Here is a 19984-nt window from a genome sequence, read left to right as displayed (position 1 = left end):
TTACGCTCCAATACGCAGAACGCAATATATTGGAGCTCAAATGAACACCCAAAGTACCCCGACCACCAGCACAGACAGGCGTTCCGGAGCCCGGCCGGGCTTCCTGTGGCGGTGTCTGCGGATGCCGATCGGCGTGCAGTCGATCATCGCCGTCGGACTCGGAGCTCTGATCGGCACGCTGGCGCCGAGTGCCGGCGTGCAGATGAAGATCCTCGGCGACATCTTCCTCAACCTGGTGCAGGTCGTCGTCCTGCCTCTGGTCTTCCCGCTGATCGTGCTGGGCATCGCCCGTATGGAGTCGGTGAAGAAGGTCGGCCGGATCGCGGGCAAGGCCATCCTCTACTTCGAGATCGTCACCACCGTCATCCTGCTGATCGCGGTGGGCCTGGCCAGGTTCACCGGCATCGGCAAGGGCGCCCCCGTCCATGGGGCCGACGCCAAGGACCTTCACGGGCTGAGCAAGGGCATCGACTTCCACGAGCTGGTCCTGCACGCCGTACCGAAGAACATCTTCGCCGCGTTCGGGGAGGACAACCTGCTCGGTGCCATCATTTTCGCGCTGCTCGTGGGCGTGGCCATGGCCGCGATCGGGGAGAAGGCGGCGCCCTTCGCCTCCGTGCTGGAGTCCATCGCCGCAGTGATGTTCAAGGTCGTCGGCTACGTCATCCGCATCGCGCCGCTCGGCGTGCTCGGTTTCATCTCCTACGACGTCGCCCATTACGGCTTCGGCAACCTGCGCAGCCTCGCGGGCTTCATCGCCGTCGTCTACGCGGGCCTGGCCATCGTCCTCGGCCTGCTCTTCCCCCTCATCGCCGCGATCTACCGCATCCGCTACGTTGAGTTGCTCAGGTCGATCGCCAACCTGGCGGGCATCGCCTTCGTCACCCGCAGCTCCGAATCCGTCCTGGCCCCCCTCATGGGCAAGCTGGAGGACTTCGGCGTCAGCCGCTCCACGACCTCCTTCGTCGTCCCCCTCGGCTACTCCTTCAACACTGACGGCTCCGTGCTCTACATGGGCGCCGCCCTTGTCTTCCTCGCCAACGCCTACGGCGGCGACACCTCCCTGCCCGCCCTGCTCCTCATGGTCGGCGTACTGGTGCTCCTGTCCAAGGGCATGGCCGGAGTCGCCTCGGCCTCCATCGTCGTCCTCATCGCGGCCGGCAGCAGCATCGGACTGCCCGCCGAGGGCATCGCCCTGCTCCTCGGCGTGGACTTCATCGTCGACATGGCCCGCACCGGCGTGAACGTCATCGGCAACTCCCTCGCCGCCGCCGTCATCGACAACGCCGAGAAACGGCGAGAGGCCGAACACAGCCCGGGCCAGGGGGCCGCTGTCAACGACACCGCCCCCCAGTCGCAGCTCGCACCGGCACTCCAGAAGGATGCCGCGCAGTGACCAACCCGACCGGCACCACGGAGATCATCGGCATCCTGGGCGGCATGGGACCGGCGGCCACCGCCGACTTCTACGCCAAACTGGTGTCGATGACTCCGGGCCACAGCGACCAGGACCACCTCAAGACGGTCATCTGGTCCGATCCCACCATCCCCGACCGCACCGAGGCCCTCCTCGGCAACGGTCCCGACCCCACACCCTGGCTCCTCAATGGCAGCCGGATACTGCGCCAGGCCGGCGCCACCGTCATCGCTATCCCTTGTAACACCGCGCACGCTTTCGTGCCCCGCATCGCCGCCCACGCCGGCCTCCCGATCATCCACATGATCGCCGAAGTCGCACGCCACCTCACGACCCTGGATCCGGCCATCCACACCACCGGACTGCTGGCCACCACCGGCACGGTCCGCGCAGGCCTGTACCAGGAATGGCTCCAACGCCACGGCATCCGCCTGCTTCTGCCCGACCCAACCAGCCGGCAGGACCAGGTCATGGCCGCCATCCGCGCCGTCAAGGCCGGCGGCCAGGCAGCAGCGGCCGCATCCCTGGCCGACGCCGCACGGGAGCTGTCCGCACAAGGAGCGCAAGCGATCATCGCGGGCTGCACCGAGATCCCACTCGGCCTGCCCACCGACGCCGTGGACGTCCCCCTCATCGATCCCGCCGCCATCCTGGCCCAAGCCCTCGTCCGCCGTGTCCAGGCCCGATGACGGGGACGAACAAGCCCTTGGCGGGTCCGATGTACTGTACGCAATATGTCACTCGACAGTCCCGTCTCCCGCCGCCTCCTCAGCGATGAGGTCTTTCACCGCCTGCGCGACTCCATCGTGCGCGGCGAACTCGTCCCGGGAGAGAAGGTCAGGGACAGCGAGCTCGCCGAACGCCTCGGGCTCAGCCGCACCCCGGTGCGCGAGGCGCTCGCCAGGCTCGCTGACATCGGTCTCGTCGAAGCCAAGCCCGGCGTCTACACCCGCATCACCCCCCTCAACCGTCGCGACGCCGAAAAGACCCTCGCCGTCCTGCGCTCCCTCGACCAGCTCGCCATCGAGACCGCCGTGCCGCTGATGACCGAGCAGGACCTGGAGCGCATGCGGGATGCAAACCGCGACTTCGAACGGGCCGTCGCCGCCAACGACACCGCCGCCGCCCTCACGGCGGACGACCGCTTCCACGCCGTCCCCATCATGGCCGCGGACAACCCCGTCCTCAGCCGGATCGTCGAGCAGCTCCACCCGCAGATCCACCGCATCCTCTACCGCAAGTTCTCCACCCTGCTCGGCGGCCGCAACACCATCCAACATCACGACCAGCTCGTCCAGGTCTGCGCAACCGGCGATGGCCGCGCCGCAGCCGAACTCTCCGGCCGGCACTGGTCCGAACTCGGCGGACACATCAACCAGCTCTTCGACACAAACCAGTTGAGCCGTTCGTAGTCCTTTGGCGAGGCGGTGCCGCTGCATCCGGAAGCGGTCGCTTTTGCCAGCCACTACAACTTCGTCAGGTTCTCATCGTCCGCGATCATGTGCTGTCGGGGCGGGCGTTTTCCTCGCTGGAGGAGATGGACGCCGCGTTCGCCGCCGGGGTGCCCAGGCGGCGGAACCAGGTCCACAAGACGCACCGGGAAGTCATTGCGAGTTGGGGGATCGTCGCTTCGTAAATTCCCGGAGTCGAGGCGCAGAGGCGTAGGCGTCGTCGCAGACGACCCGCATCCGGCCGGATGCGGAGGATCCTCCGCCAATGGCTCTGCGCCCTCGCTCATGGGTGGGGGTCTGGTGGGGTGTTCGGATTGATCGTTCGAGTGCTTGGCTTGCGGTCTTGTAGTTGTGTGGGACGGCTTGTCGGCGTCCCGCGGGTGTGGTGGTGCACCGGGCGAAGGCAGCGCGGGCCGGGTGGTGTTGAGGTCCCGGGGGATTGTGGGTGGTGTGCGGCAGCATCGGGTGCATGACGCAGATGGATGAATGTCTCCACCGCAGGGCCTCAGCTATGTGTTGGTGGTCTGTGTCTCGCATGCGGCTTCCTCCCTCGTGTCTCGGGCAGTGGCGACGGGAGTCGCCCCCGGCGGTCGGGGAGCTGATGGCCGGCACGTGCCTTTCCGGCAGCACGTCAGTCTTGGATGAGGGCCAGTTGTTTCTGGATTTCGCGGGGGTTGGTGTCGCCTGCGACCTTCTGTAGAAGCGGGGTGTGGTCGAGGATGAAGTCCCGGACGGGCCGCAGTGGTGCCGGCGTGTGGTGGAAGACCTTGCCGAGCATCCATGCCTGCTGGACCTGCCGGGCGGTGTGGGGCTTGCGCGGGTCCTCGTAGCTTTGCAGCGCATTCTGTACGGCGGTGAGGTCGGTGAGGTTGACGCCGCGCAGGGCCCGGCCGAGGAAGTAGCCGTCTTCGATGGACATTCCGGCGCCGTAGGCGGCGTAGGGCGAGGTCGGGTGTGCGGCGTCGCCCACGAGGGTGGACCGTCCCTTGGACCACTGCTTCAGGCGGGGCCGGTCGCGCAGCACCCAGCGTTGGACGTTGTCCGGCTCTGTCTGGGCGATCAGCCCGGGCAGGGGCGCGGGGAACTGGGCGGCCAGCATGGTGGTTGCGGCCTTGAAGTCGGATGGCGCCGGGGCGTCGGGTTCGGTGGCGGTGAGCACCCACCACTGGTAGCCGTCGCGGCCTTTGTGCCGGATCGTTGTCCAGCTTCCCTGCACCGTCCTGCCGTGGGTCAGAACGCACTTGTTCGGTTCGGTGCCAGGGACGTCGGTGAAGGTGAAGCCGCCGAAGATGTGCAGTCGGTGTTCGCGCTTGGGTGTATCCCCCCACAGTGTGCGTCGTACCAGTGAGTCGATGCCGTCGGCGCCGACCAGTACGTCGTGCTTCGCTGCGGCGCCGTCGGTGAAGTGCAGGGTGACCGTCTGTTCGTTCTGCTCGATGTGTGTCACGTGCTGGTTGAACCGGAGGGTGTCCGGTGGGATGGCGGCGAGCATCCGCTCGTAAAGTTCGGGTCGTAGCAGTCCGATGAACCCGCCGCCGTAGGCGCGCCTGGTCTCCGGGTCCTGCTTGACGTGCGCGCGCACGTGACCACGGAGGTTGCGGAACTCGGTATCCGTGGGGGAGCCGAGGTCTTCGGTGTCCACTCCGAGTGCACGGAGCGCCTTCAAGGGCGGGGGCCACAGGTTGAGGATGTTGCCGGCCGGCCGGGCCTCGCGGTAGCGCTCGTAGACGGTGACCTCGTGACCGGCCTGGGCTATGGACAGGGCCGCGGCCATACCGGCCGGACCGGCGCCGAGGACGGCGACGCGGCCGCCGGGGTTGTTGGGCACGGGCATGGAGCACCTCGCGTCATCGGGAGGGAAACAGTAGCGAGCGCTACTGTTAGCGGAAGACTGTAGCGTGCACTACGGTTCAGTCAAGAGCTGTGCACGCACCCGGGAACGAGAGGCTGAGGTCATGGGCGAGGCCCGAGCAGCGCAGGCGGCCGACCTGGAGATCCGGCCGCCCAAGCAGCGGCGCAGCCGCGAGGCGTGGAACCGGGTGCTCGATGCCGGAGTGTCGATCCTGGAGGACGGCGGGCACGAGGCGTTCACCATCGCCGCCGTCTGCGAGCGTGCCGAGGTCGCTCCGCCCGCGATCTACGCCCGCACCACCAGCAAGGACGCTCTCTTCCTCGCCGTCTACGAGCACGGCATCCAGCGCCTGCGCGCGGAGCAGCAGGTTTTCGCCGACAACAGCCGATGGGCAGACCTGTCCGCGGCCGAACTCATCCGCGCGGCAGTGGCCGAAACGGTCGGCATGTTCCTGCGCAACGAACGGTTCCTGCGGGCCGTCGTCCTGACCTCGGCGTCACATCCCGAGATCCGGAACCGAGGTTCCCGCTACAGCCAGGAGCTCGGGAACGGATTCGCCAACGTAGTCCTTCGGGCGACGCACGCCATCACGCTCCCCGACGTCGAAACTGCGGTCCACTCCTGCTTCAGCACCGTCTTCGCCGCGTCGGTCATCCGTGTCGCCTACGGTCCGGGATTCGCCAGGCCGGTACCCGTGAAGGACGACGCGTTCATCGCCGATCTGGCAGAGACGGCCGTGCGCTACCTGCTGTCCGCCTGACAGCGTCTGGGCCGAACCTCTCAAGGCGTGGGCCCGGTGGGCGCCTGCCGCGCGGGAGACGGGCTTCGGCCGGCGCACGCTTGTCCGACTACGACGCTGAGGGATCACCGGCCGGGACGCCCGACATAACGGCGCCCATGACCGGTGTACTGACGGACTCGGAGCTTCGGAGTCCGCGCCCTGCGGGGTTCGACCCGAGGTGACGGTGATCCGGTACGGGCTGGGAGAAGCCGCGGTGATCGTCGCCCGCGGGGAGTTCGACAGGAACACCTCGGATGCGCTGGCGGACGTGCTGCAGGCGGCCGCCTCAGAGCATCCGCAGGTGGTGCTGGACACCCGGCATCACGTTCGCGGACTCGGGTCCGAGCAGTGGGCGAGCCTTCGATTCACTGGCGAAAATCGATACGAAAGCCGTCTTCCTGATCGGGTTTGCCGGCACTGTCGCACAGTTCCTCGCCGCCCACAGACACGAGGTCCGGGCGCTCCGGTGGTGGACCGCCCGGACCAGTGGGTGGGCCGTGCCGACGTAACGACGCAGCATGGCGGCGTGGGAACGCCGCGGGAGCCGGTCAGGTCAGTCGGGTCACCGAGTAGTCGAAGGTGGTACCGGTGACGGTGTACGTGGCCGTCTGACCGTTGTCGCAGTAGGACACGTAGGAGCTGCCGAACTCCTTGGTTCCGCCAACCGCGTCGACGTACGGGCGGATGTCGGTGCCCTCCGGCCATGAGGTGGTGGACAGGTCGATGACCCTGGTCTGGTTGATCGGGTACTCGTCGGTCGGGGCGGACTGTTCGCCGGTGCGGGTGGTGGCGGCCCAGGAGAGGACGAAGCCGGCGTTGTTGACAACGGCCATCTTCTGTACGCAGGGCTGGGCCTGCGCGGGCGCCGCCGCCGCGGTGAGCGAGGGCAGGACTGCCATTGCCGTCGCGCCCGCCAGGATCGCGGCCGACCGGCGGCGTATCCCGGTCCGGTTCACGTTCGAAACTCCCTCCCGGCCGGGGCCGTCCCGGCCTGCGACCGCCGAGTTGCCCGACGAGGCATCAGGAAACCTATGGGGGACAGGAGTTGAGAGCGTGCCACCCGAAGAGGGGAGGTTAGTGGCTGTTCCCGAGACGTCCGTGAGTCGTTGGAATGCGAACAAGGCCTGATTCGGGTGGGTCGGCTGGTGCGGGTGCGTGAAAGATGGGCCTCCGGCAGCGGTGGCGCCGGACCCGGCCTGGAGGCACTCCTCGATCGCCCAGTGGCTGCAGGCGATCTGGGCTGACCCGGCGTTTTCGAGGCCGAGGGGAGCGCAGGCCAGGTTTGGTCACCGAATCAAGAGTTTCCGGTGCTGATCTTGACCACCGGGGATGTGAACGCCGAGGACCGTGACGCCGTCGTACGCGCCGCGCCCCCCAAGGCGCTGTGCGGGCCGTGGAATGCTCCCGTGCGCTTCGCGTTGAGCACCTGCGTCTACGGGATCACCCACGCCTCCGGCTGATCCTCACTTGTGTCCCGACACTGGAACATCACGCTGAGCTACCTGCCACTGTGCGGCAGCTCCGGGAGTGCTGGAGCACATCGGGCGCGCTGTTCATCGAGCATGTGCAGGAAGCTGCGGACTTCGGCCATGCGGGTCGGGTCCAGATCGGCGAGGATCATGGCCTCGTTGTCGGTGCCCGCCTCGGCCGCCAGGGTGCCGTCCGGCGCGTACACGAGGCTCCCGCCGCGCGTCGGGCGAGCCGCCGGCCCGCCGACCGGGTTGGCGAACAGGCTGAAGATGGTGTTCTCCAGGGCCCGTGCCGCGAGGTAGACGGCGGCGCGGTGCTCGTTGCCGGACGCGAAGGCGCCGAGACACAGGTACGCGTGCGCGCCGGACAGCGCGGCCGCCCTGGCGTGCTCGGGAAACGACATGTCGTAACAGATCGACAGGCCCAGCCGCCAGCCATCGGCCTCCAGTGCCGCGCCCGCCTCTCCGGCCGTGAACAACCGGGCCTCGTCCGCATGCCACAGGTGCTGCTTGTCGTAGACGGCGGACACGGCGCCGGAAGGCTCCGCGGCGACTACGGAGTTCGTCAGCCGCCCGTCCGGCCGACGGATCGCGGCGCCCGTCAGCACCAGCGTCCCGGTCCGGGCGGCCACCTCGGCCAGTGGCATGAGCCGTCTATCCGTGATCGCCCCGGACTCGTCCGCGGCCACCTCGCAGTCGGCGGGCGCCGCGGCGAGGGTTGGCAGGTCGTAGGCGCACAGGTGCAGTTCGGGCAGGATCACCACACGCGCTCCGCGGGCGGTGGCGTCTGCGGCCAGTCCGGCCGCCCGGCGGGCGTTGTCCGCGACGGCCCCGGGCGTGGCCGCGGTCTGCACGACGGCCAACCGCAGCGGCGCCGGCGGCAGTTCCGGCTCGGCGAGCAGCTGGGCGGTCGTACTGTTCACGGCCGGGCGCTCCCCTCCGGCAGGCATGCGAAGCCCGGCTTGGCGCCCTCGCGCTCCACCATGACCCGCGCTCCGGCGATGGACGCGGTGTCCTGGGGGAGCGGCAGATCAGCCAGGAAGTCGCCGTACTCGGCCGACGGGTGTTCGCCGAGGTCGGTCCGGGTACCGTCGGCGCGCACCAGACTCACGCGCCAGACGTCGGCGCCCGGTGCTGCGGGCCCCGTGGCCGCCACGCGCAGCGTGCCGTCGGGCAGCACCTGCGCGGCGGCCGCGACGGCCGTGCGCCGCACGGGCTCACCGAGCGCGTGCATGGGTCCGTGCTTCACCAGCGGCCGGCGGTCGGTCTCGGGCACGTGCGCGGCCACGACCTCGGCGACGAACATGGTGTGCACGGGGAACGGCACCGTCTCGCGCAGTACGCACTCCAGGGCGACCAGGCCGCCTTGGACCCAAGGGGTGCCGGTGGCCTGCGGGGTGCCGAACTCGATGAGTTCGCAGCTCGTCTTGTCGAGGTCGCTCAGGGAGAAACTGCCGGCGAAGTCGGCCAGCTCGGCCTGCTCCTCGGAGCACAGCGTGAGGCCGAACTCGCCACGCTCGGTGATCAGTTCACGGCTCTGTGCCCGGGGGCTGAGCACCACGGCCGCATACAGCGGGTCCTTGTTGACGAAGTAGGACCACTCGGCGGACATCACGTTGACGCCGCGGTCGTGGCGCACGGTGATGAGGCCGATGGTGCTCGTCGCTTTCTTCCACAGCTGGTCGGGGATCTCCCGGGACACGTACCGCCCCTTACTGCCTGTTTCGACCCGGCTCGGCGAGCCCTTGAAATCGTTAACTCTAGTCCCTGTTCGCGGCCCGGCGGCGTTGCATTTCGGCCAGGTCATCTCCGATTCCGAGACCCCCGAGACGAGCTGACTCGCGTCTTTCAAACATGAGTTGACGAAGAATTGAGCGTGATGCGAATCACACCGTCAGCCCCTTGTCACTCCAGGACGAGGGTTCCTTTGATTGATGGTGCAATTTTGATGTCGGAGACCGTGAAGGGGGTGCTTTCCCATGAAGAAGCCGATCCGTCGCAACGTGCGCATCAACAAGTGATTCACTGATCGCTTCGCTGTCCTTATGGCCCGCGAGGCACAGGGTCCGGTCGGCTGCGATTTATCGCAGTCGACCGGACGTGCCAGTCCGGCAGGAAATCTCACACGAGGAATGTGGAAAGCCGCCGTGAAGCTGACAGACCGTGCCATGCGTATTCTCTACGTCGAGGGCGAAGGGCTTCTCGTCTCGGACTCCTTCGGCCGCGTGCACTTGCTCGACGACGAGTTCAACGTGGTCCGTTCGTCGCCCCGGGTGCGTGAGGGGCGGCCGTTGTACGGGCTCGCTGTCGCCGACGGCTGGGTCATCGGCAAGGACCGCATGGGGGCCGTGCTGCGCTGGTCGCTCGACACGCTCGACCTGGTCAACCGCCTCGACCCCGCGACCGTGTGCGATCCGGCGATGCTGATCGAGGGGGAGGAGCCGTCCCCGGTGAGCTCCCGGGGGATCGGGGTGTGGGACGGCAGGGTCTTCGTCACGAGCGGCTACCACCTGCAGATGCTCGTCATCGACCTGCAGACCTTCGACGTGCTGGAAATCCGCCCCAACATCTGCGAAGGCAGCCCAATGGAATGGGCCTGCACCGAGCATCCGACACGACACGCCGTGTCCGACAAGGAAGGAAATCTCCGGTTCGGAAGTTTCACCGACCTGGAATTCTCCGACCATGTCAAACTGGACGACGGCAATATCCACCGGGTCCGCTACGACCGCCGCCACGACCGATTCTGGTGCACCCAGGACTTCGGCGAGGGTGAGAATGCCGACATCGCCAACGGTGTTGTCGTCGTATCGCTCGACGGCGAGAAGCAGGGCGAATACCTCTTCGCCCGCGACGATGTTGAATTCGTGGCATTCTCGCCTGATTTCAGCAGGGCCTACTCCGGCGGATTCGACAGCGAACTGCACGTTTTCGACAACAGCACTCCTGAGCTGCGCGTGCAGCGCGTCGTCAGCGGTTTCTCCCACCAGCTCAGCGACATAACCGTGAGCCCGGCCGGCGACGTATTCGTCCTGTGCCAGGACGGCGAAATCACCCGGCTCACCGCGGACGGCACCTTCGTCCGGGCGATGGGCTTCCGGCGGCAGGCCGTCTGGGACATCCAGCCCTCCCGGGAGGACCCGGCCGTCCTGTACTGCGCCACCGACTCCGGCGTCGCCGTGGCCGAGGTGCACCAGACGGCAAGCGGACCGACGCTGCACATCACGGAGGACCACGAGAGCGGACTCGGCTTTACCCGCCGCGTCGCACCCCTCGACGGCGGCTGGCTGGCCATCACCCGCGACCGGCACGTCCTGCGCGCCCGGCGCGGCGGCGAAGTCGTGTGGGACCGTCGGTTGCCCGAGGCACTTCTGCACACCGTCGCCGCCTCACCGGACGGCACACGCGCCCTGGTCGCGAGCAACGCGGGCGCGGTGGAACTGGACACCGCCACCGGCGAGGTGCTGACCGTCCTCGGTGTGGACGGGCTGCCCGTGTGGGCCACCACGTACCTTCCCGGCGGCGAGCGCGTCCTGGCCACCCGTAACGGTGTCATCGCCGTATTCGGCGATGACACGGCAAAACCGCAGTGGCGCCTGGACCAGGGCGAGTACCCCAAGCGCATCTGGGCGCAGGACCGCTTCCTCTATGTCATCGGTGACGGCGGTCTGAAGGAGATCGCCGTGGGCCGGGGTGTCACCCGCCAATGGGGGGACCTGCTGTCCAACACGGCCGAGAACGCCACCGTGAGCGACGGCCTGGTGTGCGCCAGTTCCTACGGTATGCAGGTGACCGCCTACACCTACGAGGACAACGAGTTCGTCGGCTTCATGGAGGACCTGCCGGACTACCCCAAGGCGCTGAGCATCGTACGCGACAGCGACGGCCGGCCTCATCTCCTCGTCGGCTGCCGCACCGGCCTGCTCTCCCTGTACCGCATGGACAAACCCGCAGAGGAGGGCACCTTCGCCAAGCTGGAGGACCACTGGCTGCCACGCAGGCCCGCCCGCTTCACCCTTGGCTACGACGCCCCCGCGGCGGGCTGAGACGCGGACCGAGAGATTGCACGGATGACTCAGCAGACAGACGGGAATCCCCCCGTTGCGCCTTGGCGCGACCGCCGCTTCGTTGTCTTCGCCACCGGCAACTTCGTCAACAACCTCGGCGAGGCGGCCTACAAGGTGGGCCTGCCGCTGTTCGTCTACGAGCTCACCGGCTCGCTGACGACCATGTCGCTCCTCGCCGCCCTGGCCCCGTTGATGCTGCTGTTAAGCCCGTGGCTCGGGGCCGTCGTGGACCGCTGGGGACCGCGCGTCTTCGTTGTCCCCGGTCTGTTGCTCCAGCTTTCGTCGGCGGTGGCGCTCAACCTCGCGGTGCTGGCCGGGCAGGCATCCACCACGGCGCTGTTCTGCCTCGGCGGCCTGGTGCAACTGGGCGGCGAGATGTACCGGACCGGGTGGATCACCGGCGTCGCGACGATGTTCCCGCACAACGCCGCCCGGTCCCGGGCGGTCCTCAGCAGTCTCTTCGTGACCTCCAACATCGTCGGTCCGCTGCTGGTCGCCGTTGGAGTCGGCCTCGTCGGATATCTCGGTCTGCTGTGGTTCAACGCCGCCACCTTCCTCGCGCCCATCGCCGTCTGGCTGCTGGGCATCCACCCGCCGGCCAAGGCGCCGCGGCGGGGCGACGACGAGCCGGGCCGACGGCCGGCCCTGATCCGCGACATCCTCGACGGCTGGCAGGTCCTGCGGGCGGAGAAGCGCGTGCTGTACGTGCAACTGACCTCACTGCCACTGCACTTCGCCGGCGGAGTGGGCGTCCTGTCGTTCATGGTCTGGTACCTGCGCGACCACTGGCACATGTCCCCCAGCAGCGTCAGCACCGCCCAGGCCGTCGCCAACGTCGGCGCACTCGCAGGGAGCGTCTACATCGCAGCCCGGGCCCGCACGCGCCCCCGGATCGTCCTGGCCCTCTCGGCGACCGTCATGACGGGTGCCCTGTTCGCCATGGCGCTCCCCTCCACCCTGGTCTTCGTGGCCTGCATGGTGGCGTTCTTCACCATGCGGTCGGCCATGACGGCCGTCACCGCGATGATCATCGTCAAGTACATGCCGCCTGACGTCGTCGGCCGTGCCGAGGGTCTGTTCAACCTCATGAGCGGCCTGCCGATCTTGGTCGCCCCGCTTCTGATCCCCGTGGTGCAGCAGACATGGGGCGACATCGCAGTCCTGGTGTTCCTGGGACTGGCCGCCGGCCTTTCACTGCTCTGCCTGCTCCGCTTCTGGCCCCATTGGAGCGACGCAGAAGCCACCGCCCCGGCCCCCGCCACCGGTGACGACATGCCAGTCAAGTAGCCGACCACCAAGGGACGATATGCGCTCGATCGACCTGCCCGTCAACCCGACCGGACACGCCGCACCCGTCACCCACGTCGCGCTGCGCCCCGACGGAAAACGCCTGGCGAGCTGCTCCTACGACGGAACCGCACTTGTCTGGGACACCCAGGACCCGGCCCGGCCGAGGCACCTGCACCGCCTGCGGCACCGGCGCCTGGTCAACGCCTGCGCCTGGAACCCCTCCTTACCGGACCTGCTGGCCACCTGCTCCGCCGACAAGACCGTCGCGGTGTGGCGCATACCCGACGACGGCGCAAGCCCACCTGACCTGATCAGTGTCCTCGCCCGGCACACCGACGACATCAACTCCGTCGACTGGATGCCCGACGGCGAGCACCTCATCTGCGTGTCCGAGGACGGCCGGGCCACCATGTGGAACGCCCTGGCCGGGACGTTCCACTCCGAGGTCGGCTCCCACACGGCCCACTGCATGGCCGTCTCCGTCAGCCCGGACGGCCTGGTCGCCACGGTCGGCGAGGACGGAATGGTGGCTGTACGCCGTCCCGGCACCGACTCGGGCACCGCCGTGCGTCACTACGACTCCTCCATCGAGGGGTGCGCCTGGTCACACTCCGGCAAGGTGCTGGCCGTCGCCCGCGACGACGGCTCGGTCGACCTGCTCACCGGCTCGCTGGAGCTGCTGCGCACGCTGGAGGTCTCTGAATCACCGGCCCGCACAGTCGGCTGGTCCCCGGACGACGGTGCACTCGTCATCGGCGCCTACGACGGTGCACTGCACTTCTTCGGCGCGGACGGCCAACGCACCCACCGCGTGCAGGACGCCCGGCTCTGGCCCCGCTCCGTGTCGGTCGCCGGTGGGTTGGTCGCAGCCGGCAGCTTCTGGAACAGCCCCCATCTGTACGACCTCGAAGGCGCCACTGAGATCGCCGCCCCCACCGCACCCAACCACGGCCCCAACGCCCTGGCCGCACACGACGGGCACCTGTTCGTCGGCTGCGACTCGGGCACCGTCTTCGCCGTGGACCTCGATGGCCCGACGCTCCACGGCGAGGAGAGCGAGGTGCCCCGCGCGGTGCGCGCCCTCGCCGTCGCCGACGGACCCGTCCTCTCCCTCGCCGTCCGCGACGGCGCCCTCTATGCGGCTACCTACTCCGGCCACGTGATCGGCCTGCTGAACGGCCGCCGGATCGTCAGTGAACAACTCGGCGCGCCCCTGCCGTCCCTCTGCTTCGACGGGAACACCCTGGTCGCCGGCACATACAACGGTGAACTGGTCGCCCTCGACCCGCACACACTGGCCGTCACAGCCCGGCGCCGGGCCCACGGCGGCTCGGTCAAGTCACTCACCCAGCTGCCCTCGGGCTTCCTGTCCGCCGCCACCGACAACACCGTCGCCGCGGGAGACCTGCACCGGCGCGACACGCTGTGGGAGCACGGCAACCTGGTCAACGCCGTTGCCGTCCTCGGCGGCCAGGTCGCGGCGAGCGCCTCCCGCGACCACACCGTCAAGGTGGGCCGGATCACCGGCGACGGCCCGGGCACACGGCGGGTCGAAGCCGTCCAGACGCTCCTCGGACCCGACGAGTCGGTCAAGTGTGTCGGCCTGCTCGGCGACCCCGACGCACCAGTCGTGCTGGCCGGTTCTTACGACTTCGGCCTGTACGTGTGGCGCGTCGACTGGGACGCCCCCGCACGGACCCTCGCCTCCGGGCACCTGCTGACCGCGTTCGACCAGGGCCTGTCCTGCATGACACCGCTGGACGGCGACGGTATCGCCGTCGCGGGCTGGGACGGGCGGATCGTCGTCGTGGCCCGCGGACCCGACGGCGAGCCAGGCATACGGCGGGACTGGCGCATCGAACACCTCGCCGCCCAGGCCGATCGCCACGACGAGGCGCTGGCCGTATGAGCATTCCCGAGCCCCGGACCACCACAGTCGTCACCGTCCCGGAAGTCACCGTACGCGCCCGCGTAGGCGTCACCCTCCACCGGGCCGGAGGACAGCGCGCCGAACTGGTCACCTTCTCCGGCCTGCCCGACGCGGCCGAACACCTCGCGATCATCCTCGGCGAACCCGCCCAGAGCGCCCCGGTCGTCCGGCTGCACAGCGAGTGCCTCACCGGAGACGTCCTCGGCTCCGCCCGCTGCGACTGCGGCCCTCAACTGGAGGAGTCCCTGCGGCGGATCGCCGAGGACGGAGGAGCGGTGCTGTACCTCCGCCAGGAAGGTCGCGGTATAGGTCTCTACAACAAACTCGACACCTACCTGCTCCAGGACCGGGGGGCGGACACCTTCGAGGCCAACCAGCTCATCGGGCGCGAGGCCGACGAACGCAGCTACGGTGTCGCCGCCTCGATGCTCGGTGCCCTCGGCATGCACCGCGTACGGCTTCTGACCAACAACCCCCACAAGGTGACCCAGCTGCGGGAGTGCGGCATCGACGTCGCGGACGTCATCCCCACCGGTGTCCACCGTACCGCGGAGAACACCCGCTACCTGGAGGCCAAGGCGCTCCGCCAGGGCCACACCATCGCTGTGAGAGGCACCCCATGAGGCTCGAGGACGTCGCGCACTCGCCCCACTTCAGGGAGCACGCCGCCCTGGCCCGCCCCGGCGACGTACGACCGTCCCCACAGGACGCGAAGGCCCTAACGGCGCTCACGCCGCAGCAGCTGGCCGCCCGGGTGGAGGACCCGCGAACGCCGTTGGCGCAGCGGCTCGCCGCCGGGGGCATCCTCGCACTCACCGGCGATCCCCGCATCGACGGCGCCCGGCCGTCCACGTGCCATGTGCCGGGCGGCACCGTGAGCATCGGCCTGCCCGCCGGGGCCGTCGACGCGGTCGTCGCCCACTGGGCACACGTCGGTGTCGAGCGGGACTGGATCGACAAGGAGACCCCTGCCCACACGGTGGTCCTGCGGGACTTCTGGATCGGCCGCTACCCCGTCACGAATGAGGAGTACCGGGACTTCCTCGCCGACAGCGGCCACCCCGGCCGCCCGACCACCTGGTACCTGGGCGCCTACCCCTACGACCGGAGCAACTACCCCGTCGCGGGCGTGCAGCCCGAGGACGCCGACGCGTACGCGACCTGGCTCAGTGACCGCACCGGTCACCCATGGCGGCTGCCCACGGAGGCCGAGTGGGAGCACGCGGCCAAAGGGCCGGACGGCCTGGAGTTCCCCTGGGGAGACACGTTCGATCCGGCGGCCGCGAACACACGGGAGACCGGTGTCCACACCACCACTCCCGTCGGGGCCTTCCCCGCCGGACGCTCCCCGTTCGGCGTGTACGACATGGCCGGAAACGTCGAGGAGTTCACCGCCGACGACTACCGCCCCTACCCCGGCGGGCCGTTCGTGGCGGACCACCTGGTGGAGACCATGAACACCTACCGGGTGGCCCGGGGTGGCAGCTTTACCCGTTTCGGCGACCTCACCCGCACCCGCCGCCGCCACGGCGCCTTCCCCGGCCCCCTGTACCCCGTCGGCTTCCGTCTGGCCACGAGCCGCCGGCCGCTGTACGCGGAGAAGACCGGCGGGGGCGAGTGACGGTCGTGGGTGACAGTGGTGCGCCGGCGACCGCCGCCGAAGTGCCCAGGTCCCCGGCCGCGCCGCCGACGGCACGGCAACGGGCCACGTCTTCGACATCGGCTGGGAGGCCCGCACGCTGACCTGCCCGTACGTGATGATCCCGCCCTGAAAACCCACCCTGGGCGACGGACACCCCGGCTGCCTTGTCCTTGTGCTGCTCGAACTGTCATGCTCCGCACGCTGCCTCTGATCCTGCTGAGATCCCGGGGGGTTTGTCGGTGGTGTGCGGCAGCATCGGGTGCATGACGCAGATGGACGAATGCCTCCACCGCAGGGCCTCAGCTATCAGTTGGTGGCCTGTGTCTCGCATGCGGCTTCCTCCCTCGTGTCTCGGGCAGTGGCGACGGGAGTCGCCCCGGCGGTCGGGCAGCCGATGGCCGGCACGTGCCTTTCCGGCAGCACGTCAGTCTTGGATGAGGGCCAGTTGTTCATGGACTTCGCGGGGGTTGGTGTCGCCTGCGACCTTATGTAGACCTTCGCCGCGTCGGTCATCCGTGTCGCCTACGGTCCGGGATTCGCCAGGCCTGTACCTGTCGAGGACGACGCCTTCACCGCCGATCTGGCAGAGACGGCCGTGCGCTACCTGCTGTCCGCCTGACGGCGTCTGGCCCGAACCTCTCATCTGAGGCACCGCGGTCACCTTGGTGCAGGGACACGCCGCAGGTCAGCGGGCCGTGTCTTCGCGGGCCGGCGGACCGGAGCGCAGGCCGCATGCGGGGCCAAAAACCCCGGATCCGTTCGGCCCGCGTCCGCGTCGGCCGCACCCGCCTTGCCGCGCGGCCGGTCACTTGTCGAGGCCAGCGGTGAAGAAGTCGGCGAGTCTGTCGATGGCGGGGTCGATGTACTCGCGCTTGTCGTACAGGTCGACATGGCTCGCGCCCTTGATCCAGTGGATCTCCGCCGTGCCGGTCGTCTATGCGGCGCGCCTCACCGGCCGCCGCCATCGTGCGCGATGCCTTCTTCGGAGCTGATTACTTCGGCGATGGCGTCGAAGAAGGCTGTGATGCCGGGCAGGTTGGCGCCTTTGGCTCGGGAGGTGGCGAAGTCCTCGGGGCTGTTCCAGGTCACGATGTCGAGCCACTGGTTGTCGGGCAGCTGCACGAGGCGGGCGTCGAGGAAGCCGGTGCGGTCGGCGCGGAAGTCGGTGAGCATGGCTGGCCGTGCCCGCAGCAGTTCGCTTTCGCGGTCGGGCTCGACGCGGAATCGGGTCAATTCGACGGTGGTCATGAGCCTCTCCTGGTGCTCGGTTTAGCATCACAGTACAGTCCAAGTTATGGACTGTCCAATAATTGGACTATCTCGATCGAGCCGTGAGGATGGCACCATGGGACGCAGCGCACGCAAGCTGGCCTCTCCCGACCTGGGCGTCCTCGCCGCCAGGCTGCTCTTCGGCCTCCAGGCGGAGCTGTTCCATCGCGCCGCACAGCGAGGGTTCGACGACGTACGACCCCGGCACGGCGCGGTGCTGGCATATTTGGACGAGGACGGCATCCGGCTCGCGGACCTGGCCCGGCTTGCGGGGCGCAACAAACAGACGATCGCCGCGATCCTCGACGAGCTGGAGAAGCTCAGTTACGTGTACCGCACCGTCGACCCGGCCGACCGTCGCGCGAAGCTGATCATGCCCACAGATCGGGGTCGGCAGCTGATGCGGATCTCCGACGAGATCGTCGCCGACATCGAAGCACGCCATGCAAGCCGGCTCGGCCGCACCATCTACGCCGACTTCATACAGGCCCTACGCGCCATCACCAGCGAGGACATGATCGCCGACGAATGAAGGATCACCGTGAGTGGCGCACGTGACGTTCGGAGGGGTCTGTTGGTGTGCGGGGTGGCCGCTGGCCTGGAGTGTTGCTGATGGGCTGAGAGGCGGGGTGAGCGGTTGTTGCGGCGAGGTCGGGGTGTGTGGGCTGGGGTTGCGTTGTTTGTGCTGAGCGGGACCGGCCGTCCTCGAGCACGCATCCCGCGGCCGGGGCGAGGCCGCGCCGACGGAGCGGCAGTTGCGACCGCTGTGCTGGGGTCTGGTGCCGTCGTGGGCGAAGGACGTGAAGGTCGGCGCCCGGATGATCAACGCGCGGGTCGAGACGGTGCACCGAAAGCCCGCCTACCGGCGGGCATTCACCCGACGCCGCTGCCTGCTGCCAGCCGACGGCTTCTACAGGTGGCAGCAGGCCAAGGCCCCGGACGGAAGGGTCGTCCCCAAGCAGCCGTGCTTCATCCACCCTGAGGACGACCGGGTGATGGCCCTCGCCGGGCTGTACGGATTCTGGCGCGACCCGGCCGTCAAACAGGACGCCGACCCGGCTGCCTGGCTGATGACCCGCACCATCATCACCACCGAAGCCACCGACTCGGCCGGTCGCGGGAGACGAAACGATCTTCGATTCAGGTTCTCGGCCGTCTCGCCGCGTACGGGAACGGCATCGCTGGCACGCGCGCTCAGCAGGTCTGCCGGTAGGGGACATCCGGAATGTACTTCTGCCAGTCGGCCGGGCTGAGACCGCTGCCTGCGCGGGCGCAGACGGACGCGGCAACCGATGGCGGCGAGATCGGGTAGGCGCGCGGTGGTGTGTGGGTGCCGTCGGCGATGAGGGCCGTCCCAGCGCGGTTGAACGCCAAGGAGACCGTTTCATCGCCCGCCGCGAGCAGCCTCGCGCCGAGGGGACGGGATGTCGCGGCGTCCCACAGCCGGATGATGCCGCCTCCGGCGGCGGCCAGGACGCTGCCGTCCGGTGAATAGGCGAGCGCGGTGACGGGCTGAGGCTTGGCATCCTCCGTGGCTGGAGGCAGAGCGTCGAAGACCCCCAATCGGTGCTGCGCCGAGCGGTCCCAGAGGGTGACCCAGCCCGTGTCGTCACCGGTCGCCACCCGGCCTTGGTCGCCGGGCGCCGCGTGAACGGCCGTGACTCTGCTGCCTTCCGGGCCGGAAGGGTCGGGTGCAGAGGGCATTTTGTGATCGGTGTCGGATCGCCAGTCGTGGTTCAGGGCGTCACCGACGTAGAGGGACCGGATGACGGGCGTCGTCAGGAAGCTGCCCTCCACGTATCGGATCGTCTTCCGCCGCGGATCGAGCGTCACCGACCGGGCCCGGCGACCGTTCAGTGCGTACCGGAAGACCGGTCTGTCGGGGCTGGCGACACGCCATACGGCAAGGGCCCTCTCATCGGCGACGGTAAGGAAGCCGCCGTCCGGAGTGCTGGACACGGAGGTGGGGGACTGTGCAGGGATGGACGGGGTTTCCCGTCCGGTGCGCAGGTTCCAGACGCGTACGCGCTTGTGCGTGGCGATGACGAGGTGGTCCGGGTCGCTGTGCAACACCTGCGGCCGCACAACGTCGTCACGGCGGCCGCACCCGAGGCGGGCGACGGAGGCCAGCGATCCGGTGCTGCCCAATCGGCGCTCTTCGCTGCCGTCCCACACCAGCAGGTCACCGGTCTGCGTGCACGCCGTTGTTCGTTGCGGTGGGACGAGCGTGAACGGGAGCGTCCGTCCGGGACGCGAGCGGTGCCACACTCTGACGAGCCGGCCGTCCTCGTCCTGGAGGAGGAAGGTGTCCGAGGTGGGGCCGAAGCGCACTCTCCCGCCCGTCGGAGAAGGTGAACGTTGACGTGCTCCCTGGCCTAAAGTCCAGGGATTCCAGCCTGGGTCGTCTGACCCTTCCGGAGGCTTCCTGCTTCCACGCGCTGTGCGGGCACGTGTGCCCGTCTTACCGGCGCTCCACAGGCGTTTAGCGTCTCCGCCCGTCCGGCGGCGACGATTCGGCGTCCCTCGAACAGGACGTTGCGGGCCGCGTTGTGGTCGCGGTCGTGCATGGTGCCGCATGCGCCGCACGTCCACTGGCGGAGGTGCAGGGGCTTGGGGCCGTCCCGGAATCCGCAGGCCGAGCAGACCTGAGAGGACGGGAAGGCCCGGTCCACCTTGGCGAAGGTGCGGCCGTGCTTGATGGCCTTGTACTCCAGCATGGACACGAACGCGGACCATCCCGCGTCGTGCACGGACTTGGCGAGCCGGGTGCGGCCGAGGCCGGACACCGCGAGGTCCTCCACATGCACCGCTTGGCT

Annotated in this window: 18 protein-coding genes and 2 pseudogenes; 12 read left to right on the top strand and 8 right to left on the bottom strand. The window is 68.8% G+C overall.

From position 1 onward, the window contains the following. Nucleotides 1–40: 40 nt before the first annotated feature. The 3 genes from ACWCQ1_RS42865 to ACWCQ1_RS42855 are packed head-to-tail and all read left to right on the top strand — an operon-like array spanning nt 41 to nt 2829. On the top strand, nt 41–1396 hold the full coding sequence (locus ACWCQ1_RS42865; RefSeq protein WP_358605488.1) for a dicarboxylate/amino acid:cation symporter: 1356 nt from the start codon (nt 41–43) through the stop codon (nt 1394–1396). Further along, the gene (locus ACWCQ1_RS42860; RefSeq protein WP_358605485.1) at nt 1393–2106 is read left to right on the top strand and encodes a cysteate racemase; all 714 of its coding nucleotides are present in this window, start codon (nt 1393–1395) and stop codon (nt 2104–2106) included. The genes ACWCQ1_RS42865 and ACWCQ1_RS42860 overlap by 4 nt, the downstream gene beginning before the upstream one ends. 45 nt (nt 2107–2151) lie before the next feature. Beyond that, nucleotides 2152–2829, top strand: a complete 678-nt coding sequence (locus ACWCQ1_RS42855; RefSeq protein WP_133049860.1) for a GntR family transcriptional regulator — start codon at nt 2152–2154, stop codon at nt 2827–2829. A gap of 670 nt (nt 2830–3499) precedes the next feature. Here the strand turns inward: ACWCQ1_RS42855 and ACWCQ1_RS42850 are convergent. Continuing rightward, the gene (locus ACWCQ1_RS42850) at nt 3500–4702 is read right to left on the bottom strand and encodes an FAD-dependent oxidoreductase (RefSeq protein ID WP_451028975.1); all 1203 of its coding nucleotides are present in this window, start codon (nt 4700–4702) and stop codon (nt 3500–3502) included. A gap of 121 nt (nt 4703–4823) precedes the next feature. On the opposite strand from ACWCQ1_RS42850, the gene ACWCQ1_RS42845 reads away from it, so the two are divergent. Next, nucleotides 4824–5480, top strand: a complete 657-nt coding sequence (locus tag ACWCQ1_RS42845) for a TetR/AcrR family transcriptional regulator (RefSeq protein ID WP_451028974.1) — start codon at nt 4824–4826, stop codon at nt 5478–5480. A gap of 569 nt (nt 5481–6049) precedes the next feature. Here ACWCQ1_RS42845 and ACWCQ1_RS42840 read toward each other — a convergent pair. Beyond that, the gene (locus ACWCQ1_RS42840) at nt 6050–6457 is read right to left on the bottom strand and encodes a hypothetical protein (protein WP_451028973.1); all 408 of its coding nucleotides are present in this window, start codon (nt 6455–6457) and stop codon (nt 6050–6052) included. Between the two features lie 351 nt (nt 6458–6808). Between ACWCQ1_RS42840 and ACWCQ1_RS42835 the strand changes: the two genes are divergently transcribed. Beyond that, a complete protein-coding gene (locus ACWCQ1_RS42835) occupies nt 6809–6961 on the top strand; it encodes a hypothetical protein (RefSeq protein WP_165955157.1) in 153 nt (50 codons plus the stop codon). A 38-nt stretch (nt 6962–6999) separates the two neighbouring features. Here ACWCQ1_RS42835 and ACWCQ1_RS42830 read toward each other — a convergent pair whose 3' ends face one another. Both ACWCQ1_RS42830 and ACWCQ1_RS42825 read right to left on the bottom strand, forming a co-directional pair. Next, complete coding sequence (locus ACWCQ1_RS42830; protein ID WP_451028972.1) at nt 7000–7893, bottom strand: carbon-nitrogen hydrolase family protein; 894 nt, start codon at nt 7891–7893, stop codon at nt 7000–7002. After that, nucleotides 7890–8672: a flavin reductase family protein gene (locus tag ACWCQ1_RS42825; protein WP_133049234.1), complete on the bottom strand. Its 783-nt coding sequence runs from the start codon at nt 8670–8672 to the stop codon at nt 7890–7892. The genes ACWCQ1_RS42830 and ACWCQ1_RS42825 overlap by 4 nt, the downstream gene beginning before the upstream one ends. Before the next feature lie 343 nt (nt 8673–9015). On the opposite strand from ACWCQ1_RS42825, the gene ACWCQ1_RS42820 reads away from it, so the two are divergent. Genes ACWCQ1_RS42820 through ACWCQ1_RS42800 form a run of 5 tightly spaced genes read left to right on the top strand, consistent with a single transcriptional unit; the run spans nt 9016 to nt 15878 of the window. Beyond that, nucleotides 9016–11016 carry a WD40 repeat domain-containing protein gene (locus ACWCQ1_RS42820; RefSeq protein WP_451028971.1) on the top strand — a complete coding sequence of 667 codons (2001 nt, stop codon included), beginning with the start codon at nt 9016–9018 and terminating at the stop codon, nt 11014–11016. A gap of 24 nt (nt 11017–11040) precedes the next feature. Further along, nucleotides 11041–12324: an MFS transporter gene (locus ACWCQ1_RS42815; protein WP_133049233.1), complete on the top strand. Its 1284-nt coding sequence runs from the start codon at nt 11041–11043 to the stop codon at nt 12322–12324. A gap of 19 nt (nt 12325–12343) precedes the next feature. Beyond that, nucleotides 12344–14236, top strand: a complete 1893-nt coding sequence (locus tag ACWCQ1_RS42810; RefSeq protein ID WP_451028970.1) for a WD40 repeat domain-containing protein — start codon at nt 12344–12346, stop codon at nt 14234–14236. Further along, nucleotides 14233–14880 (top strand): GTP cyclohydrolase II, encoded by a 648-nt coding sequence (locus ACWCQ1_RS42805; protein ID WP_358605457.1) that lies wholly within the window; start codon nt 14233–14235, stop codon nt 14878–14880. The genes ACWCQ1_RS42810 and ACWCQ1_RS42805 overlap by 4 nt, the downstream gene beginning before the upstream one ends. Further along, nucleotides 14877–15878 carry a formylglycine-generating enzyme family protein gene (locus ACWCQ1_RS42800; protein WP_451028969.1) on the top strand — a complete coding sequence of 334 codons (1002 nt, stop codon included), beginning with the start codon at nt 14877–14879 and terminating at the stop codon, nt 15876–15878. Before ACWCQ1_RS42805 ends, ACWCQ1_RS42800 begins: the two co-directional genes overlap by 4 nt. Nucleotides 15879–16704: 826 nt before the next feature. Here ACWCQ1_RS42800 and ACWCQ1_RS42795 read toward each other — a convergent pair. Together ACWCQ1_RS42795 and ACWCQ1_RS42790 are read right to left on the bottom strand one after the other, a co-directional pair. Next, nucleotides 16705–16830: pseudogene (locus tag ACWCQ1_RS42795) on the bottom strand (alpha/beta hydrolase); the annotation flags it as partial. A 17-nt stretch (nt 16831–16847) separates the two neighbouring features. Continuing rightward, on the bottom strand, nt 16848–17147 hold the full coding sequence (locus ACWCQ1_RS42790; protein ID WP_133049229.1) for an antibiotic biosynthesis monooxygenase: 300 nt from the start codon (nt 17145–17147) through the stop codon (nt 16848–16850). 97 nt (nt 17148–17244) lie between these two features. On the opposite strand from ACWCQ1_RS42790, the gene ACWCQ1_RS42785 reads away from it, so the two are divergent. Both ACWCQ1_RS42785 and ACWCQ1_RS42780 read left to right on the top strand, forming a co-directional pair. Further along, on the top strand, nt 17245–17700 hold the full coding sequence (locus ACWCQ1_RS42785) for a MarR family winged helix-turn-helix transcriptional regulator (RefSeq protein WP_358605448.1): 456 nt from the start codon (nt 17245–17247) through the stop codon (nt 17698–17700). 166 nt (nt 17701–17866) lie between these two features. Beyond that, nucleotides 17867–18286: pseudogene (locus ACWCQ1_RS42780) on the top strand (SOS response-associated peptidase); the annotation flags it as partial. 76 nt (nt 18287–18362) lie between these two features. On the opposite strand, the gene ACWCQ1_RS42775 reads toward ACWCQ1_RS42780, so the two are convergent. After that, nucleotides 18363–19499: a hypothetical protein gene (locus tag ACWCQ1_RS42775; protein ID WP_451028968.1), complete on the bottom strand. Its 1137-nt coding sequence runs from the start codon at nt 19497–19499 to the stop codon at nt 18363–18365. 44 nt (nt 19500–19543) lie between these two features. Further along, nucleotides 19544–19984: RNA-guided endonuclease TnpB family protein (locus ACWCQ1_RS42770; protein ID WP_451028967.1), on the bottom strand; the 441-nt coding region annotated here is incomplete at its 5' end.

The sequence above is a fragment of the Streptomyces sp. NPDC002144 genome, from assembly GCF_053593695.1.
Note: the sequence above shows the minus strand (reverse complement) of the source record. Positions and strands in the feature narration are given on the sequence as shown.

Bases quoted from the DNA above. Each gene is read 5' to 3' on its own strand.
- ACWCQ1_RS42865 (WP_358605488.1), top strand. From the start codon at position 41: ATGAACACCCAAAGTACCCCGACCACCAGCACAGACAGGCGTTCCGGA.
- ACWCQ1_RS42855 (WP_133049860.1), top strand. From the start codon at position 2,152: ATGTCACTCGACAGTCCCGTCTCCCGCCGCCTCCTCAGCGATGAGGTC.
- ACWCQ1_RS42850 (WP_451028975.1), bottom strand. From the start codon at position 4,702: ATGCCCGTGCCCAACAACCCCGGCGGCCGCGTCGCCGTCCTCGGCGCC.
- ACWCQ1_RS42845 (WP_451028974.1), top strand. From the start codon at position 4,824: ATGGGCGAGGCCCGAGCAGCGCAGGCGGCCGACCTGGAGATCCGGCCG.
- ACWCQ1_RS42820 (WP_451028971.1), top strand. From the start codon at position 9,016: ATGGCCCGCGAGGCACAGGGTCCGGTCGGCTGCGATTTATCGCAGTCG.
- ACWCQ1_RS42815 (WP_133049233.1), top strand. From the start codon at position 11,041: ATGACTCAGCAGACAGACGGGAATCCCCCCGTTGCGCCTTGGCGCGAC.
- ACWCQ1_RS42810 (WP_451028970.1), top strand. From the start codon at position 12,344: ATGCGCTCGATCGACCTGCCCGTCAACCCGACCGGACACGCCGCACCC.
- ACWCQ1_RS42805 (WP_358605457.1), top strand. From the start codon at position 14,233: ATGAGCATTCCCGAGCCCCGGACCACCACAGTCGTCACCGTCCCGGAA.
- ACWCQ1_RS42800 (WP_451028969.1), top strand. From the start codon at position 14,877: ATGAGGCTCGAGGACGTCGCGCACTCGCCCCACTTCAGGGAGCACGCC.
- ACWCQ1_RS42790 (WP_133049229.1), bottom strand. From the start codon at position 17,147: ATGACCACCGTCGAATTGACCCGATTCCGCGTCGAGCCCGACCGCGAA.
- ACWCQ1_RS42785 (WP_358605448.1), top strand. From the start codon at position 17,245: ATGGGACGCAGCGCACGCAAGCTGGCCTCTCCCGACCTGGGCGTCCTC.